16 protein-coding genes are annotated in these 15,619 nt (G+C 70.8%); 5 read left to right on the top strand and 11 right to left on the bottom strand.

What is annotated here, in order from left to right; all coding sequences use genetic code 11:
- Positions 1 to 6 precede the first annotated feature (6 nt).
- Positions 7 to 468 carry an RrF2 family transcriptional regulator gene (locus OG289_RS16550; RefSeq protein WP_327314787.1) on the bottom strand — a complete coding sequence of 154 codons (462 nt, stop codon included), beginning with the start codon at positions 466 to 468 and terminating at the stop codon, positions 7 to 9.
- The gene (locus tag OG289_RS16555; RefSeq protein ID WP_327314788.1) at positions 465 to 1,670 is read right to left on the bottom strand and encodes an erythromycin esterase family protein; all 1,206 of its coding nucleotides are present in this window, start codon (positions 1,668 to 1,670) and stop codon (positions 465 to 467) included. The genes OG289_RS16550 and OG289_RS16555 overlap by 4 nt, the downstream gene beginning before the upstream one ends.
- A 58-nt stretch (positions 1,671 to 1,728) precedes the next feature.
- On the opposite strand from OG289_RS16555, the gene OG289_RS16560 reads away from it, so the two are divergent.
- Entirely contained in the window at positions 1,729 to 2,457 is a 729-nt protein-coding gene (locus OG289_RS16560; protein WP_327314789.1) for a TioE family transcriptional regulator, read from the top strand.
- Here OG289_RS16560 and OG289_RS16565 read toward each other — a convergent pair.
- From OG289_RS16565 to OG289_RS16590, 6 genes are all read right to left on the bottom strand, one after another.
- Entirely contained in the window at positions 2,439 to 2,699 is a 261-nt protein-coding gene (locus OG289_RS16565; RefSeq protein WP_327314790.1) for a hypothetical protein, read from the bottom strand. The genes OG289_RS16560 and OG289_RS16565 overlap by 19 nt on opposite strands.
- Positions 2,700 to 2,822: 123 nt before the next feature.
- Positions 2,823 to 4,337: an arabinosylfuranosidase ArfA gene (gene arfA, locus OG289_RS16570; protein WP_327314791.1), complete on the bottom strand. Its 1,515-nt coding sequence runs from the start codon at positions 4,335 to 4,337 to the stop codon at positions 2,823 to 2,825.
- A 105-nt stretch (positions 4,338 to 4,442) separates the two neighbouring features.
- Entirely contained in the window at positions 4,443 to 5,411 is a 969-nt protein-coding gene (locus tag OG289_RS16575) for an arabinan endo-1,5-alpha-L-arabinosidase (RefSeq protein WP_327314792.1), read from the bottom strand.
- Positions 5,412 to 5,432: 21 nt separating this feature from the next.
- Entirely contained in the window at positions 5,433 to 6,314 is an 882-nt protein-coding gene (locus tag OG289_RS16580; protein WP_327314793.1) for a carbohydrate ABC transporter permease, read from the bottom strand.
- On the bottom strand, positions 6,311 to 7,249 hold the full coding sequence (locus tag OG289_RS16585; protein WP_327314794.1) for a carbohydrate ABC transporter permease: 939 nt from the start codon (positions 7,247 to 7,249) through the stop codon (positions 6,311 to 6,313). The genes OG289_RS16580 and OG289_RS16585 overlap by 4 nt, the downstream gene beginning before the upstream one ends.
- Positions 7,246 to 8,595 carry an extracellular solute-binding protein gene (locus OG289_RS16590; protein WP_327314795.1) on the bottom strand — a complete coding sequence of 450 codons (1,350 nt, stop codon included), beginning with the start codon at positions 8,593 to 8,595 and terminating at the stop codon, positions 7,246 to 7,248. Before OG289_RS16590 ends, OG289_RS16585 begins: the two co-directional genes overlap by 4 nt.
- Positions 8,596 to 8,865: 270 nt before the next feature.
- On the opposite strand from OG289_RS16590, the gene OG289_RS16595 reads away from it, so the two are divergent.
- Genes OG289_RS16595 through OG289_RS16605 form a run of 3 tightly spaced genes read left to right on the top strand, consistent with a single transcriptional unit; the run spans position 8,866 to position 12,184 of the window.
- Positions 8,866 to 9,474, top strand: coding sequence for a toxin-antitoxin system, toxin component family protein (locus OG289_RS16595; protein WP_327314796.1), 609 nt, complete (start codon positions 8,866 to 8,868; stop codon positions 9,472 to 9,474).
- Positions 9,471 to 10,793 carry an MAB_1171c family putative transporter gene (locus OG289_RS16600; RefSeq protein ID WP_327314797.1) on the top strand — a complete coding sequence of 441 codons (1,323 nt, stop codon included), beginning with the start codon at positions 9,471 to 9,473 and terminating at the stop codon, positions 10,791 to 10,793. Before OG289_RS16595 ends, OG289_RS16600 begins: the two co-directional genes overlap by 4 nt.
- Positions 10,790 to 12,184 carry an NAD(P)/FAD-dependent oxidoreductase gene (locus OG289_RS16605; RefSeq protein WP_327314798.1) on the top strand — a complete coding sequence of 465 codons (1,395 nt, stop codon included), beginning with the start codon at positions 10,790 to 10,792 and terminating at the stop codon, positions 12,182 to 12,184. Before OG289_RS16600 ends, OG289_RS16605 begins: the two co-directional genes overlap by 4 nt.
- On the opposite strand, the gene OG289_RS16610 is transcribed toward OG289_RS16605, so the two are convergent.
- The gene (locus OG289_RS16610; RefSeq protein WP_327314799.1) at positions 12,185 to 13,042 is read right to left on the bottom strand and encodes an SMP-30/gluconolactonase/LRE family protein; all 858 of its coding nucleotides are present in this window, start codon (positions 13,040 to 13,042) and stop codon (positions 12,185 to 12,187) included.
- Positions 13,039 to 13,812, bottom strand: a complete 774-nt coding sequence (locus OG289_RS16615) for an IclR family transcriptional regulator (protein ID WP_327314800.1) — start codon at positions 13,810 to 13,812, stop codon at positions 13,039 to 13,041. The genes OG289_RS16610 and OG289_RS16615 overlap by 4 nt, the downstream gene beginning before the upstream one ends.
- A gap of 134 nt (positions 13,813 to 13,946) precedes the next feature.
- On the opposite strand from OG289_RS16615, the gene OG289_RS16620 reads away from it, so the two are divergent.
- Positions 13,947 to 14,546, top strand: coding sequence for a hypothetical protein (locus tag OG289_RS16620; protein WP_327314801.1), 600 nt, complete (start codon positions 13,947 to 13,949; stop codon positions 14,544 to 14,546).
- Between the two features lie 84 nt (positions 14,547 to 14,630).
- Here the strand turns inward: OG289_RS16620 and OG289_RS16625 are convergent, their stop codons facing one another.
- Positions 14,631 to 15,509: an ATP-grasp domain-containing protein gene (locus OG289_RS16625; protein WP_327314802.1), complete on the bottom strand. Its 879-nt coding sequence runs from the start codon at positions 15,507 to 15,509 to the stop codon at positions 14,631 to 14,633.
- Positions 15,510 to 15,619 lie beyond the last annotated feature (110 nt).

Here is a 15,619-nt window from a genome sequence, read left to right on the forward strand (position 1 = left end):
GGAGCACTACGGGTTCTCCCAGGCCGCGGGTTCCGCCGCCAGTTCCTTCACCGGGGCCGGCAGCGCGTCCGCCGCGATGTCGGCGATCGTGACGCCCTCGAGGATCCGCCGCACGTTCGCCCGCAGCGCGATCCACAGCGGGAGCAGGGGCTGCGCGGAGCCCGTGTACGTCAGGCCCGTCGGACGTTCGCCGCGTACGGAGACGATCGGGCCGTCCACCGCCCTGATCACGTCCGCGACCGTGATCGCGGACGGGTCGCGGGCCAGCCGGTAGCCGCCGCCTCCGCCGCGCCGGCTGTCGACGATCCCGCCGCGCCGCAGGTCGCCGAGGATCCCCTCCAGGAACTTGTGCGGAATGTCCTGCACGGTGGCGATGGACTCCGCCTTCACCGGGTCGCCGCCACCCTGCCGTACGGCGAGCTCCAGTACCGCCCGTACCGCGTAGTCCGCCCGTGCCGAGATCCTCATGGCCCCATTGTGGCGTCCTTGACGAACACGATCCCGTCGGTGCCTGCCACGTGGGCCGGATCGAGCGGGGAGTAGCCGAACCAGGGGGACACTCGGGCAGCGGGCGTCATGTCGGCGAGGGCGGTGGCCAGTCGGCGGGCGTCGACGATGCAACGCTCCTCCGGGAGCGCGTACAGCAGCCCCTCGACGGTGTCCGGGGGCGGGGTGTCCACCCCCTGGTGGCGGATCGTGCCGAGGGCCGTGGCCAGGAAGGCGTACCCCTGACCCAGGTGGGCGCTGACGATCGCGCCGGCGCTCCACCATTCCACCGGCAGGCCGCCCATCCGCATCGTGCTCTTGTTCCGCTGGAGGTGGCCGTTGTGGGCGTTCACCAGCGTCGGGCCCCGTTCGGCGAGGGCGAGCAGGTTGGCGGCCATCATCGAATCCCGCACGCCGAGCAGCCTCGCCATGCGGCTCGGTGACGTGTCGGCCATCCAGAAGTGGTAGCGCAACAGCCCGGTGGCGGTGCGCCCGTACAGGCGTGCCCGGTGCCAGTCCTCCCGTGAGGACGCCGCGATCAGGTGTGGCGTCTGCGCGTCGAGCAGGGCCACCAGGTCATCGGCGAGCAGCCGCAGCCGTTGGGCGTCGGGCGTCTGCCCCACGGACCGGGACGGGTCCGTCATCGCGGCGGGATCGGTCCACCGGTCGTCGGCGCCGAGCAGACGGTCGAGCGTTTCCGCGGTGCAGGGCAGCAGGTCGGCGTCGGCCCAGGCGGTGAGGTAGGCGTGGAGTTCGGTGAGGGCCTGCCGAGGGCTCGCGGCGCCGGTGATCTCCAGCGGGCCGTCGAAACCGGCGAAGCGGAGCTGCTGCGACGCGGGCCGGCCGTCGTTGTACGCGCGCATCCAGCGCACCAGATCACGGTTGGCCGCGAAGGCGCCCCACTCGTGGCTGAAGCCGCGCTCCATGACCTCGTCGAGGGTGCCCGTGCCCGAGGTGACGTAGTCGTCCACGACCAGGCCCATCATGCAGTCGCTCTCGATCGCGATCGTCCGGTAGCGCTCCTGCTCGACGAGTTGCCGGAAGAGATCGTTTCGCAGGGTGAGCAGAACGTCCTCGCCGTGGGTGGGCTCGCCCAGGGCGAGCAGCCGCGGCCTGACGGGGAGCAACCCCATGACGGCAGCGGGGTCGATGACATGGGCGGCGTCTGTGATACCAGCAGTCATACCTTCAACGGTATCGTTGAACCAACGGTGGAAACTTCTCGGCGATATCGGCAGGACAGTGAGGCAAAACCTTCAAAGCGGTGGTCGGTTCAGGCCGGTCGACCTGGCGCGAGCGCACGGTCTGTCCACACAGGCGGTCAGGAACTACGAGGCGGCCGGCATCCTTCCGGCCGCCGAGCGCACCTCGCACGGCTACCGCACCTACACGCCGCTGCACGCGCAGGCCCTGCGCGCGTTCCTCGCTCTCGTGCCCGGACACGGCCACCGGACGGCCACGGCGATCATGCGGGCGATCAACGGGGACGCCACCGAGGACGCGCTTCGGCTCATCGACGAAAGTCACGCGCAGCTTCTCGACGACCGCCGCACCCTCCAGGCCGTCGAAACCGCTGTCGCCGACCTCGAACCCCTGCCGCGCGAACGCGGCGAGATGTTCGTCGGCCCCCTGGCGAGCAGGCTCGGCGTCCGCCCGGCCACCCTGCGAAAATGGGAACGCGCCGGCCTGGTCCAGCCGCGTCGCGATCCGCAGACGGGCTACCGGGTCTACAGCGCGGCCGACGTACGCGACGCCCTCCTGGTCCACCAGCTCCGACGGGGCGGCTACCTGCTCGAACAGGTCGCGCCGCTGATCGCCCAGGTCCGTTCCGCAGGAGGCATCGAGCCGCTCGAGTCGACACTGCGCGACTGGCGTGCCCGCCTCTCGGCCCGAAGCCGCGCCATGCTCACCGGCGCCGCCGCACTGGACGCCTACCTCGCGCGGTCAGGAGGTCAGGCGATCTCGTCGTAGTCCGTCGGCACGTTCTCGTCGGCACCGGGACGGCCCGCGCCGGTCCGTTTCTCCCGCGCCCGCAGCGCCGCCCACAGCAGGGCCCACGCGGGGACCAGGTACCAGGGCAGGGGCCAGGCCGTGCGCCACCAGCCGGCGCTCGGCTTGAAGACGGCTTCGACGGCGGCGGACGCCATGGCTGCGGCCAAGGTCCAGCACAGGAGCCTTCCCGCCCACCGCGCCGCCAGGCCCGGACGGTTCATTACGCCAGTGTGCAGCCAACCGAGTGCTGATCGGAAGTGACTGCCGGCCGGTGAACTACGACCGACCGGCGATCACTCGACACGCACTCGCCGCGTACTCGCCGTGTACTCGTCGCGCAGGCCCTACGCCAGCCTGATCACGTTCCAGGACAGCGGTTCCAGCGTCGCCGTGAGGCTGCCCTCGTCCGTCAGCGCCGTGCCCCCGGCCGCGTGCGGGGCGACCCGCTCGGGGTCGGCGAGGGTGTTACGGGCGTCCGGGTCGGCGTCGGCGAGCACGCTGTGCTCCACGACCGACGTCAGGTCCAGTCCGTTCAGGCCGACTTGGAGGGGCAGCGCGTCGGTGCGGCTGCGGTTGACCGCGAAGACGGTGACCGTGCCGTCCTCGGCGCGCACGGCCGTGGCGTGCAGGAGAGCCGCCTCGCCGTACTTCTTCGTCTCGTACGTCGGTGAGTCCACCCGTACGTCGAGGACCGTACCCCGGCCGTACTTCGACGCCTGCGCGAACGGGAAGAACGTCGTCTGCCGCCACGCCGGGCCGCCCGGCTCGGTCATGATCGGGGCGATGACGTTGACGAGCTGGGCGAGGCAGGCGACCGTCACCCGGTCGGCGTGCCGGAGCAGCGCGATGAGGAGCGAGCCGAAGACGACGGCGTCCATGACGCTGTAGTTGTCCTCCAGCAGGCGGGGCGCCTCCGCCCAGTCCCGCGCGCCGGAGTTCTCGATCGCGTGCCACCCCGAGATGTACCAGACGTTCCACTCGTCGAAGGAGAGGTTGATCTTCTTCTTCGACTTGAGCTTCGCGCCGATGTGGTCGCAGGTGGCGACGACGTTCTCGATGAACGACTCCATGTCCACGGCGGAGGCCAGGAAGGAGTCGACGTCGCCGTCCTGGGGCTCGTAGTAGGCGTGCAGGGAGATGTAGTCGACCAGGTCGTACGTCTCCGCGAGGACCGTCGCCTCCCACTCGGCGAAGGTCGGCATGGACTGGCTGGAGGAGCCGCAGGCGACCAGTTCCACGGACGGGTCCAGCTGGCGCATGGCGCGAGCGGTCTCGGCGGCGACGCGGCCGTACTCCTCGGCGGTCTTGTGGCCGGTCTGCCAGGGGCCGTCCATCTCGTTGCCCAGACACCAGAGCCTGATGCCGAAGGGGTCCTTGTCGCCGTGGTCGACGCGGAGGTCCGAGAGCGCCGTGCCGGCCGGGTGGTTGGCGTACTCCTGGAGTTCCAGGGCCTCCGCCACGCCCCGCGTGCCGAGGTTGATCGCCATCATGGGCTCGGCCTGCGGGCCGACCTTCTTCAGGAAGGCGATGTACTCGGAGAGTCCGAAGCGGTTCGTCTCCGTCGAGCGCCAGGCGAGGTCCAGGCGGCGCGGGCGGTCCGCCACCGGGCCCACCGAGTCCTCCCACTTGTAGCCCGAGACGAAGTTTCCTCCGGGGTAGCGGATGGCGGTGACGCCCAGTTCGCGGACCAGGTCCAGGACGTCCTGCCGGAGGCCGGCCTCGTCCGCGGTGGGGTGGTCCGGTTCGAAGATCCCTGTGTAGACGCAGCGGCCCAGGTGTTCCACGAAGCTGCCGAAGACGCGGGGGTTCACCTCGCCGATGGTGAAGGCGGGGTCGAGGGTGAAGCGGGCGGTGTGCATGGTCGCCTTTCGAGATGGGTGGTTCTGTTTCGTTGGCGGCTGCGGGTGCGTTGTGGCTGGTCGCGCCCACGCGGCGGAGCCGCAAATGGACACGGTCCCGCGCCCCTAAAGGACGACTGGCCAGCCGTCCCTCTTCCAGCTCAGGGGGTTCAGCCCCAGCTTCGGCGTGCCCGCGTCCTCTGCGTCGTAGTAGTGGTATGCCAGGACATCTCTGCCCCTGTCCTTGAAGATCGATTCGCCGCCCGTGCCGACGAAGCGGCCGTGGCCTGCCAGGAGGAGGTCGCCGCCGCCCTCCAGCAGGGGCTTGCCCGTGCTGTCGGTGTACGGGCCCGTCACGCTGGTCGCCCTTGCGACCCTGATCTTGTAGGTGGAGTTCACGCCCTGGCAACAGGCGTCGTACGACGCGAAGAGGTAGTAGTAGCGGCCGTGTTTGACGATGTACGGGCCCTCGACCGCGTAGGGGGCGTCCGGGCGGGTCGCCAGGTGGTGGACCGGGGCGTCCTGCACCGCCTCACCCGTCCTCGGGTCGAGTTCGACCATGCGGATGCCCGTCCAGTACGAGCCGAAGCTCATCCACAGTCTGCCGTCGGCCTGGATCACCGCCGGGTCGATGGCGTTCCAGGAATCGGTCGTCTCGGAGGTGAAGGCCTTGCCGTGGTCGGTCCAGGTGCCGGGCAGGCCCGTCGGGGACGTGGCCACGCCGATCGCGCTGTGGTTGGTACCCCATGACGACACGGCGTAGTACAGCCAGTACCTGCCCGCGCGGTAGGAGATGTCCGGCGCCCACGGGTCGCCCGTGCCGTTGTACTCGTACCACCAACTCGGGGGCTCGGCGAAGGCGTTGCCCGCGTCGTCCCACCGCACGCGGTCCTTCGACGTGCGCGCTCCGATGATGCCGCCGGTCGAATACGCCACGTAGCCGCCCGACTTGAGGTGGATCACCGTCGGGTCGTGGATGATCTGCTGGCCGGTGATGGGCTGGGGGTCGGGGTAGGTGACGTCGGCCGTCGCCGTGCCCGGCAACAGGGCGACCACTGCCGCGGCGAGCGGCGCGGCGAGTCTGAATCTCTTCAACTCAGGCTCTCCTCAGGGTGGTTACTGACCGGCCAGACCCGTGTGGGCGACGCCCGCCACGATCTGCCTCTGGAAGAAGACGAAGACGATGATCAGCGGCAGGCCCGCCATGAGACCGCCGGCCATGAGCTGGGCCCACTGGATGCCGTAGGAGTTCATGACGGTCGCGATGCCGTTCGGCATGGTCATCAGGTCGGGGTTGTTGGTCACCATGTACGGCCACAGGAAGTTGTTCCACGAGGCGATGAAGGTGAAGATGCCGACCGCGGCGAGGGAGGGGCGGGACAGCGGGACGACGATGGTGAAGAAGATCCGCCAGCGGCCCGCGCCGTCGATGAAGGCGGCCTCCTCCAGTTCGCGGGGGATGCCCTGGAAGAACTTGTAGAGGATGTAGACCATCGCGGCGGGCGCGCACTGCGGCAGGATCATGCCCCAGTAGGTGTCGACCATCCCCATCTGCTGGACGGTGGTGAACAGCGGGACGCCGAGGACGGCCGGGGAGATCATCAGGCCCCCCATCACCACGCCCATCAGGACGGTCTTCCCCTTGAACTCGGTGCGGGCGAAGCCGTATCCGGCGAGTGCGGCGACGGTGACCACGACGGCCGTCACCAGGATCGACACCACAAGGGAGTTGACGAACCAGTTCGTGATGTTGCCGGTCTTCCAGAGGGACTTCCAGGCCTGGAGCGTCCAGACCTTCGGCAGCCAGTGCGGCGGGATCTCGGCCGCCTCGGCCTCCGACTTGAGCGAGGTGAACAGGGCCGCGGCGATCGGCGCCACGAAGACGGCGGAGACGGCGACGCCGATCAGCGTGAGGACGATCTGGCTGGGCGTCCAGGGCTTGCGGGAGCTGGTGCGCACGGTTCGTTCGGCGCGCACGGGCGTCTCGGCGGTGGTCATCGGCCGCCCTCCTCACGGTTGCGCAGCAGCGCCATCCGCGCGAGGGCGACGGCCGCGATGATCACGAAGAAGATGATGGACATCGCGGAGGCGTAGCCCACGCGGTAGCTGGTGAAGCCCTGCTCGAGGGTGTACTGGACGAAGGAGCGGGTGCTGAGCTCGGGGCCTGGGCTGAAGTCCATCATCACGACGGCCTGGTCGAAGAGCTGGAGCGATGCGAGGACCTGGAGCGCGATCACCAGGCCGGTGATGTGGCGCAGCATCGGCAGCGTGATGTGGACCATCCGGTGCCAGGCGTTCGCGCCGTCCAGCTTGGCGGCCTCGTAGAGGTGGTCGGGGATGCCCTGGAGCGCGGCGAGGTACAGCAGGAAGCTGAAGCCCACCGTCCACCACAGTGTCTGGATGACGATGGCGAGCATCGCGTACGACTTGTCGGTCAGCCAGGGCGTGGTGAGCCCGAAGGTCTCGTTGAACAGGCCGATCCCCTGGGTGAACAGCCACTGCCACATGTTGGCGGCGACCGTCGACGGCAGCAGGAACGGCGCGAAGAAGCACAGCCGCCACAGCCACTTGCCGCGCTCGATGTGGTGCGCGAGCATCGCGAGCAGGAAGGCGAGGACCGTGATGCACGGCACGACGAGCAGCGTGAAGTAGGCGCTGTGGCCGAGCGCGTCCCACATCGCCGAGTCGTTCAGGGCGTCGCGGTAGTTGTCGAGGCCGACGAAGCTCGCGCCGTCGCCGGAGATGTTGGCGTCCGTGAAGCTGAGGTAGACGCCGCGCAGCAGCGGCCAGACCACGAACAGCGCGAAGAGCACCAGGAACGGGGCGATGAACCAACCCCCGTGCTGGAAGCCCTGCTTGCGGCGGACGGTCGCGGTGGCGGCGGCGGTCTTCGCCCGCGCCGGTGCGACGACGGTCTCGGCACTGGTCGTCATGCGAGCGCACCTCCCTGCGCGGCGGTCTTGCCGTCCATCGGGTTCTTCGACGCGAGGAGCTTGGTGAGATGGGACTTCATCCGCTGCGCGACGGCTGCCGGCTTCGCGGAGCCCATGGTCGAGGAGACGACGACGGGGCCGAGGTCCTGGGCGAGGACGCCGGTGGAGCCCGCGAACCACACCTTCGGCTCGGTGGCCTGGTGGTCCATCGCCAAGGCGTATTCGTTCTGCGGGGTGAGCTTCTTGTACGCGTCCGTGGACAGCGTCGGCGTGTACGCGGGGATGTGGCCGCCGGCCGCCCACTGCAGGGCGTGCGTGACGACGTACGCGGCCAGCTCGTGCGCGGCCTCGTCGGTGGCGCCGCCGCGGCCGGACCGGTGCGGCAGGACGAACGCGTGCGACTCGGCGTGGGTGGCCTGCTTGCCGAAGACGGGCGGCAGCGGGGTCGCGCCGTAGTCCAGCTTCGCGCCGGAGAAGACCGGCACCGACCAGTTGCCCTCCCAGGTGAAGGGGGCGCCGTTGATGAACTGCTCGCCGGTCGGCGCGCCCGGGATGACGTACCCGTCGGTGACGTGCCTGCGGAGGAACTCCAGGACCTGGGTGGCCTTGTCGACGTCGAAGAGGACCTCGGTGTCGTCGTCGTCGAACCACTGGCCGCCGAGCTGGGTGTAGAAGGCGACGAAGAACCACCACTGGAAGTTCTGGTCGTTGGTCCACAGACCGATGGTCTGCAGGCCCTTCTTCTGGACCTGCTTGGCCTTCTTCAGGACGTCGAACCACTCGTCGGTGGAGGTGACCGGGATCATCCGGCCGTCGTCGCCGAGCAGGTCCGCCTTCTTCAGTACGTCCTTGCGGTAGAAGCAGAGCTGTACGTGGATGTCGAGCGGCAGGGCGTAGAGCTCGCCGTCGATGACACCGCGGTTCCACAGGGCCGGGTTGTAGTCCGCCTTGCGCACGCCGTACTTGGCGAGCAGGTCGACGTCCCACGGGTCGAGGAGCCGCCCCGGTGAGAAGCCCGCGACCCGGCCCATGTGCATGACGCCGAGCTCCGGTGCGCGGTTGCCCGCGGCGGCCATGGCGAGCTTGGTGTAGAAGGGGTTGCCCCACTGGAGGGTGGAGTCCTTCACGTCGATGCCGGGGTGTTCTTCGCGGAAGGCGTCCAGCATCGCGATCATGTTGGCGCCGTCGCCGCCGCTGAAGAGGTTCCAGTACCGCACCCGGGTGTCCGCGCCGGAGGCGAGCGCGTCGGCGCCGGTCCCGAGGGCGGCGAAGCCGAAGCTGCCCGCCACGGCCAACCCGCCTGCTGCGGCGAGAAGTTGCCTGCGATTCAGGCCAGGTTGTCCCATACCGTACCCCTGTCGTTCGGCTGGTTCGACGTGGTTCCGACGTGGTTCCGACGTGCTTCCGATGCGGTTTTGATGCGGTTCGACATTTCGAATCATGCTCGTAACTTCGAACGGGACCGTAAAATCGAAGCGCTTGCGCGTCAATGGTTTCGACAGGACTTCTGATAGCGCTTTCTATCCGTGGGCCCTCACGGACATCTCGTGACGCGGACACACCCAGCCGCGTAGGCTCGAACGGGCTGCCGCAGGGCGGTTGAGAAGGGGGAGCGGATGGACATCGGGGGCGCGCGCGGGAGGGCGGCCCGGATCGCTTCGACGCTGCGGCGCGGGCGGACCGGACCGGCCATGCGCGAGCTGACCGGCGAGCTCTCCGCCGCGTTGCGGGCGCGCCCCGGGCGGCCGTCCGGGGTGCGGGACGTGTGCCGGGCGCTGTGCGAGGAGATGTCCGCGCGGCGTGGCGGGCGGCCCGTCGAGGTGCGGTTCGAGCGGTTCCCCGACGAGATCGAGGTGACCGGACTGTGGGTGGAGTTCCAGGACTTCGACCTGGTCATCGTCGAGGAGCGGGCCGAGGCGGTGCAGCAACTGGTCATTTTCGGACATGAGTTGTGGCACCTGCACGCCGGGCACAGCCACCACCACGGGCCCGGCACGGCGGCCGCGGCACGCGCGTTCGCCGACCGGCCCGGCTGGAGGGACGCGGCCATCTCCGTCGCCGCCCGCAACGGTTCCCGCCAGCGGGACGAGGCCGAGGCCGACGACTTCGGCCACCACCTTGCCTCCGCCGTCCGGCCCCTGGTGTCCGGCGAGGGCGCCGACAGGCCCCTCGACCCCCTGCAGCGGGCGTTCGGCTACCGCGGACGCGGAGGGACGACCCGGTGAGCCCTGCCCCCGGTTCCCCCGACCTGGCCCTCGACCCCGCAAGTCTCCTCAACGAGTTCTACATCTCGTTCTGGATCCCCGCCGCGATCCTCACCACCGCCCTGGTGATCAAGCTGCCCACCATCATCAGGCTGTGGCGGGACCCGCTGCTGCGCGCGGTCGGCGGGCTGCTGTTGCTCGCCTGCTTCGTGTTCGTGTCGGCGGCGCCCGCCACGATCGCCTGGACCAACCGGGTCACGGGCGTGCCGAACATCGCGGCCCCGCTGGTCTACTCCCTGCTCACCGCGTTCTGCGGCTCCTGTCTGCTGCTGATCATCGCCTGGCGCAACGGTCTGTCCGACCGCACGGCAGCCACCCGCCGGGCCATGCACTGGGTCCTGTGCCTGTACTCGGGCGTGGTCGTCGCGCTGTGGGTGCTGTTCGCCCTCGCGGACGCGCCGGTCGAGCGGCTCCGGGACCTGGACACGTACTACGCCTCGACGCCCTTCATGCGGGAGGAGATCCTGTCCTACCTGCTCGCGCACACCGTGGCCGTCCTGATCACCTCCCGGCTGATCTGGAACTGGGTCCGCACCGACGGGCTCGACGCCTGGCTGCGCTGGGGTCTGAAGTCGCTGGGCGTCGGCTACGTGATGAACCTGATCTTCGACGCCGCCAAGCTCACCGCCGTGGTGGCCCGCTGGACCGGCCACGACCTGGACTGGCTGAGCACCGACCTGGCTCCGCCCGTCGCCTGTCTGTCCGCGATCCTGATCGCGGTGGGATTCATCCTCCCGCACGCCGGCCAGTACCTGCACGAACGCTGGCGTGTCCGGCTCGCCCACCACGAACTGCGGCCCCTGTACGCGCTGATGCGGACCGTCAACGGCAGCGGCATCCCCTTCGTCCTGCACACCACGCCCGAACTGCGCCTGATCCGCCGGGAGACGTTCATCCGCGACGTCCTCCTCCCGCTGGCCCGCCGCATCGACGAGGAGCAGCGCCGACGGTCCTACGAGGCCGCGCTCGCCCTGGGCTTCGAGCCCGGCCACGCGAAGGCGCTCGCCGCCGCCGTGGCCGTCCAGGACGCGGCCGACGCCAAGCGTCGCGCGCCGAACGGCGACGCCACCGGCGACCCCGACACCACGGACCTGCTCCAGGAGATCGCGGCCGTGTCACGGGCCCTTCGCAACCCCGACGACATCGCGGCGGTCCGCCGGCACGCGGCCGCATCCCCACCGGGCGTCCCCGGCCCGTCCGTCGACGACCGCAGCAGTAACGACCACAGCAGTGATGACAGCAGCACTGATGACCGCAGCAGAGAGCGTGCCCGTCCATGAGCCAACGCCCCACCACCGCCGTCGTCCTCGGCGGCTCCCTCGCCGGCATGCTGGCCGCCGGTGCCCTGGCCTCGGTCGCCGACCGGGTCACCGTGGTCGAGCGCGACGAGCTGCCCGCGGGCCCGCACCCGCGAAAGGGGCTGCCGCAGGCCCGGCACGTCCACCAGATGTGGTCGGGCGGGGCGCTGGCCGTGGAGGAACTGCTGCCGGGCGTCACGGGGCAGCTTCGGGAGGCCGGGGCACACCGGCTGCCCGTCACCACGGACATGGTCGTGCTGTCGCCGAAGGGCTGGTACCGGCGCTGGGCCGAGTCGCACTTCATGCTGCTGTCCGGCCGTGACCTGCTGGACGCGACGGTACGGGCGCACGTCCTGGCCGATGACCGCGTCGAGTTGACCGACCGGGCCGAGGTGCTCGGGCTCGACGGCACGGGCACCGCCGTCACCGGAGTCCGTGTCCGGACCCACGACGGCGCCGAACGCACCCTGGCCGCCGACCTGGTGGTCGACGCCACGGGGCGCGGTTCCCGTGCCGCCCAGTGGCTGACGGACCTGGGGCTGCCCGCCCCCGAGCGGCGTGAGGTCGACGCGGGACTGGCCTACGCGAGCCGCCTCTACCGTGCGCCCGAGGCGGCCCGCGACGGCTTCCCGGTCGTCAACGTGATGGCGGACCCGCGCACGGGCGAGCCCGGCCGGGCGGGCGTCCTGCTCCCGATCGAGGACGGGCGGTGGCTGGTCACCCTGATCGGCACGCGCGGCGGCGAACCGTCTCCCGACACCGCCGACTTCGACCGGTACGCCCGCGAGGAACTACGGCATCCGCTCGTCGCCGACCTGATCGCCCGCGCCGAGCCGCTCTCCGACGTGGCGTTCACCCGTACCACGGCCAACCGCCGCACCTTCTACGAGAAGATGCCGGCCTGGCCGGAGAACTTCGCGGTCCTCGGCGACGCGCTCGCCGCGTACAACCCGGTGTACGGGCACGGCATGTCGGTCGCGGCCCAGGGCGCTTCGGCCCTGCGGGACGTCGTACGACGCCACGGCTGGGGTTCGCCGGGGCTGTCCCGGCGCATCCAGAAGGCGGTGGCGCGGCCGGTCGCGGCGGCGTGGGACCTCGCGGTCGGGCAGGACGTGTTCTTCCCGGGCGCGACGGAGAACGGCCCCACCCGACGGGACCGGCTCGTCGCCGCGTACGTGGACCGGCTGACCTTCACGGCCACCGGGAACGGGCGAGTCGCCAGAACGGTGACGGACGTGATGTCACTGGAGCGAAGAGCCGAGGTGCTGCTGGCACCGAGCATGCTGCTGGCGGCGGCGCTGGGCCCGCTCAAGCCACCGCTGAGCGGGCCACCGCTGACGCCGCAGGAACTGAAGGCCGCGGAGCTGGAGTAGTCAGCCCGCGAACGCCGGCTGCGCCAGGCCCTTCCCTGCGCCCGGTACCACCAGCAGCGACCCCGCCACCGGGTGCGGGGCGTCCAGGCCCACGCGGGCGGTGGTGATGTACAGGTCCGTCAGGTCGGCGCCGCCGAACGCGCAGGCCGTGATCCTCGGGGTGGGGAGGGTGATCACGCGGTCCAGCTCGCCCGCCGGGGTGTAGCGGCGTATCGCTCCCCCGTCCCACAGCGCCACCCACACGCAGCCGTCGGCGTCGACGGTGAGGCCGTCGGGGAAGCCGGCGCCCTCCTCGATCTCGACCAGGGGACGGCGGCCGGAGACCCGCCCGCCCCCGTCCGCCCCGTACACGAAGACGTCGACCCGGCGCGTCGGCGAGTCGATGTAGTACATCAGCGTGCCGTCCGGGCTCCAGCCCGTCCCGTTGCTCACCGCCACGTCGTCGAGGACGACTTCCGCCGTGCCGTCGGCGGTGAGACGGGACAGGGTGCCGCCGCCCGGGGCCTCGTCGTAGCGCATGGTGCCGGCCCAGAGGGAGCCGTCGGGGGCGACGGCGGCGTCGTTGGCGCGGCGGCCGGGGACCGGCTCGTGGTGCAGCCAGCGGAAGCTGTCGTCGGGGTCGAGCAGGCCCACGCCGTCCCGGAGGTTCAGGACCAGGCCGCCGCCCGCGCGGGGCTTGGCCGCGCCGACGTGCTGGTCGGTCGCCCGGACCGTGCGGCGGCCGGTCGCGGGGTCGTAGGTGTGCAGGCGGGCGCCCAGGATGTCGAGCCAGAGCAGGCGACCGGTGGCCGGGTCCCAGGTCGGGCCCTCGCCGAGGGTGGCCTCGGCCCGCACGGCCACTTCGTACGACGTCGTCATGCCACGCTCCGGTAGCCCAGGAGCTCGGACAGCTCGGCGGCACCCTTCGCCGCGAGCTGTTCCAGTTCGACGCGGCGCTCGTCGCTCCAGCGGATCATCGGCACCGAGATGGAGAGCGCGGCGACGACCTGGCCCGTGCGGTCGCGGACCGGGGCGGCGACGCAGCTGACGTCAGGGTTGGACTCACGGCTCTCGACCGCGACGCCCCGCTCCCGGATCTCCGCCAGGGCCTCGCGCAGGGCGCCGGGCTCGGTGATGCTGTTCGGGGTCATCCGGATGAGGTCGGCGTCCTCGGGGATGCGCGCGCTGAGCTCCGCGGCGGGCAGCGAGGCCAGCAGCATCTTGCCGACGGACGTGCAGTGGGCGGGGAGGCGACGGCCCGCGGCCGAGACCATCCGGACCGCGTGCGTGGAGTCGACCTTGGCGATGTAGATGACGTCGGTGCCCTCGAGGATCGCGACGTGGACCGTCTCGTCACACGTTTCGGCGACCGACCGCGCCACCTGCTGGCCCTCGGCGGCGAGGTCGAGCTGCTCGGCGTAGCGGCTGCCGAGCTGGTAAGGACGGACGCCGAGGCGGTACCGTCCGGGCTGTCCGGGCACGGGGACGATGTAGGACCGCGCGGAGAGCGTAGTCACGAGTTCGTGCACGGTGGTGCGCGGAAGCTGGAGCCTGCGCACTATGTCGGGGGCGGAGAGCGAACCGTCCCCGTCGAGGAAGAGCTCGAGAATATCGAGAGCTCGGGTCACGGCAGGTACGAGGCGTCCCACGACCGGCCCCCTCCCTTAGTTAGTCGTTCTCAGCGCCTGTGTTCGAGATTTCAACAGGCGATCGGCATGACGAACACAGGCTGTCATAAGGCTTTGCGCTGGGCAATGGTCGTGAAACGTGCGAGTGGGCCAGGATGGGTCGCATGCCGACTCAGAAACGCCTCGCCGGCTCCTTCACTCCTCTCGATTTCCAGCTGGTCCTGCTGCGCCGCATGGCCGACCACAACCCGGACCTGGTGGAGAACGCCCGTCACGGACTCGGCGTCTCCCTTGCACAGATGCGAGAGGCCAACAAGCGTTGGCAGGCAATGCTCCACTCCCCGCACGCACGGGGCGCGCTCTCCCGTTACCGCTCGGTCCTCGGTGAACCCGAGTCCAGAACACCCCGCCGCGTCGGCGACCTCGACTGCGAGGCCTGGCTGTGGCCGGTGTCCCTCTGGCCCGGCCTGTGCTTCGAGGTACTGCTCGCACCCAACGGCAGCGTCTGGAACGAGTGGCTGGTCCGCGCCCCGGGGACCGCGCCACCGCCCCTGAACACCCTCGACGACCTCACGCCCTGGTCCTGCACCGTCGACGAGGCCGCCCACGCCTTCGCCCCGGCCCGCCCCCTGGAGGGCACCGCCCCGACCCGCTGGGGACTGGCCTTCACGGCGCCGGACGGGCGGGGGGTGCGACGGGAGGTCGTCGCCGAGTTCACCTGGGGACTCTTGCAGCGGACGGCGGCCAGGGAGTAGCACCCGTCCGCCCGGGTTCCGACCCGGGTCCGCCCGGGTTCCGGTAGGGGCCCGGCCGGACGGATCAGCAGGTGGGGGCGGTCGTCAGCGGGTGGCGGCCGCCGCCGCCAGGATCGCCGCCACGACGGCCGGCACCGACTGCGGGTGCAGGAACAGGAAGAGGTTCGGCTCGACCAGTTCCAGCTCCATCACGCACGGCTCACCGTCGTCGCCGTCCACGAGGTCCACCCGGGCGTAGAGCAGTTCGGGCGCCTCCGGTACGGCGGCCAGGGCACGCTCGGCGACGGCGATCTCGGCCGGGGTCGGGGTCCAGTGCTCCAGGCCGGGGTGGGCGACCTTGTGCGCGTCGAAGGCGGTGCCGGGGGCCAGGACCGCCCGCTTGCGGCTGGCGTGCAGCAGACGTCCGCCGAAGAACTGGAGGGCCCGCTCACCACCGGCGTCGATGCCGCGCACATACGGCTGCACCATCGCCGTCAGCCCCTCGGCGTGCATCCGCGCGAGGTGCCGGACGGCCGTCTCGTGCCGGTCCGGCGTGTAGCGGGCCGCGTAGCGGGCGCCGGCACCGGAGGTGGGCTTGACGACGTACTCGTGGTCGGCGGGGAGGTCGGCCGGGTCGTCGGGCGCGAGGTAGCGCGTCGGGACGGTCGGCACTCCGGCCGCCGCCAGCTCCCCCAGGTACCGCTTGTCGGCGTTCCAGCGCACCACACCGGCCGGGTTGGCCAGCCGGGTGACGGCGGCGACCTTCGCCGCCCATGCCGTGAACTCGCCCGCGCGCCAGCTGTAGTCCCAGGTCGAACGGATGACGACGAGGTCGTAGGAGGCCCAGTCGACGTCGCCGTCGTCCCAGAACACGGCGTCGGCCTCGGCCCCGGCCGCTTCCAGCGCCGCCAGCAGCACCGGAAGATCGTCATCCCTGCTGGGCTCCGGCCGGGGATCGTAGGTGACAAGCGCGACACGGGCCACGACGGACTCCCTCTTCGTATGAATGTCCGATCGTCCGAAGGCTAACAAGGGTCGCAGGAGTGACCGGAGTCAACCTCCGACGACGCCGGACCAGGCCTGCCGTGGGGTAG

This window comes from Streptomyces sp. NBC_01235 (assembly GCF_035989285.1).
Lineage (GTDB): Bacteria > Actinomycetota > Actinomycetes > Streptomycetales > Streptomycetaceae > Streptomyces.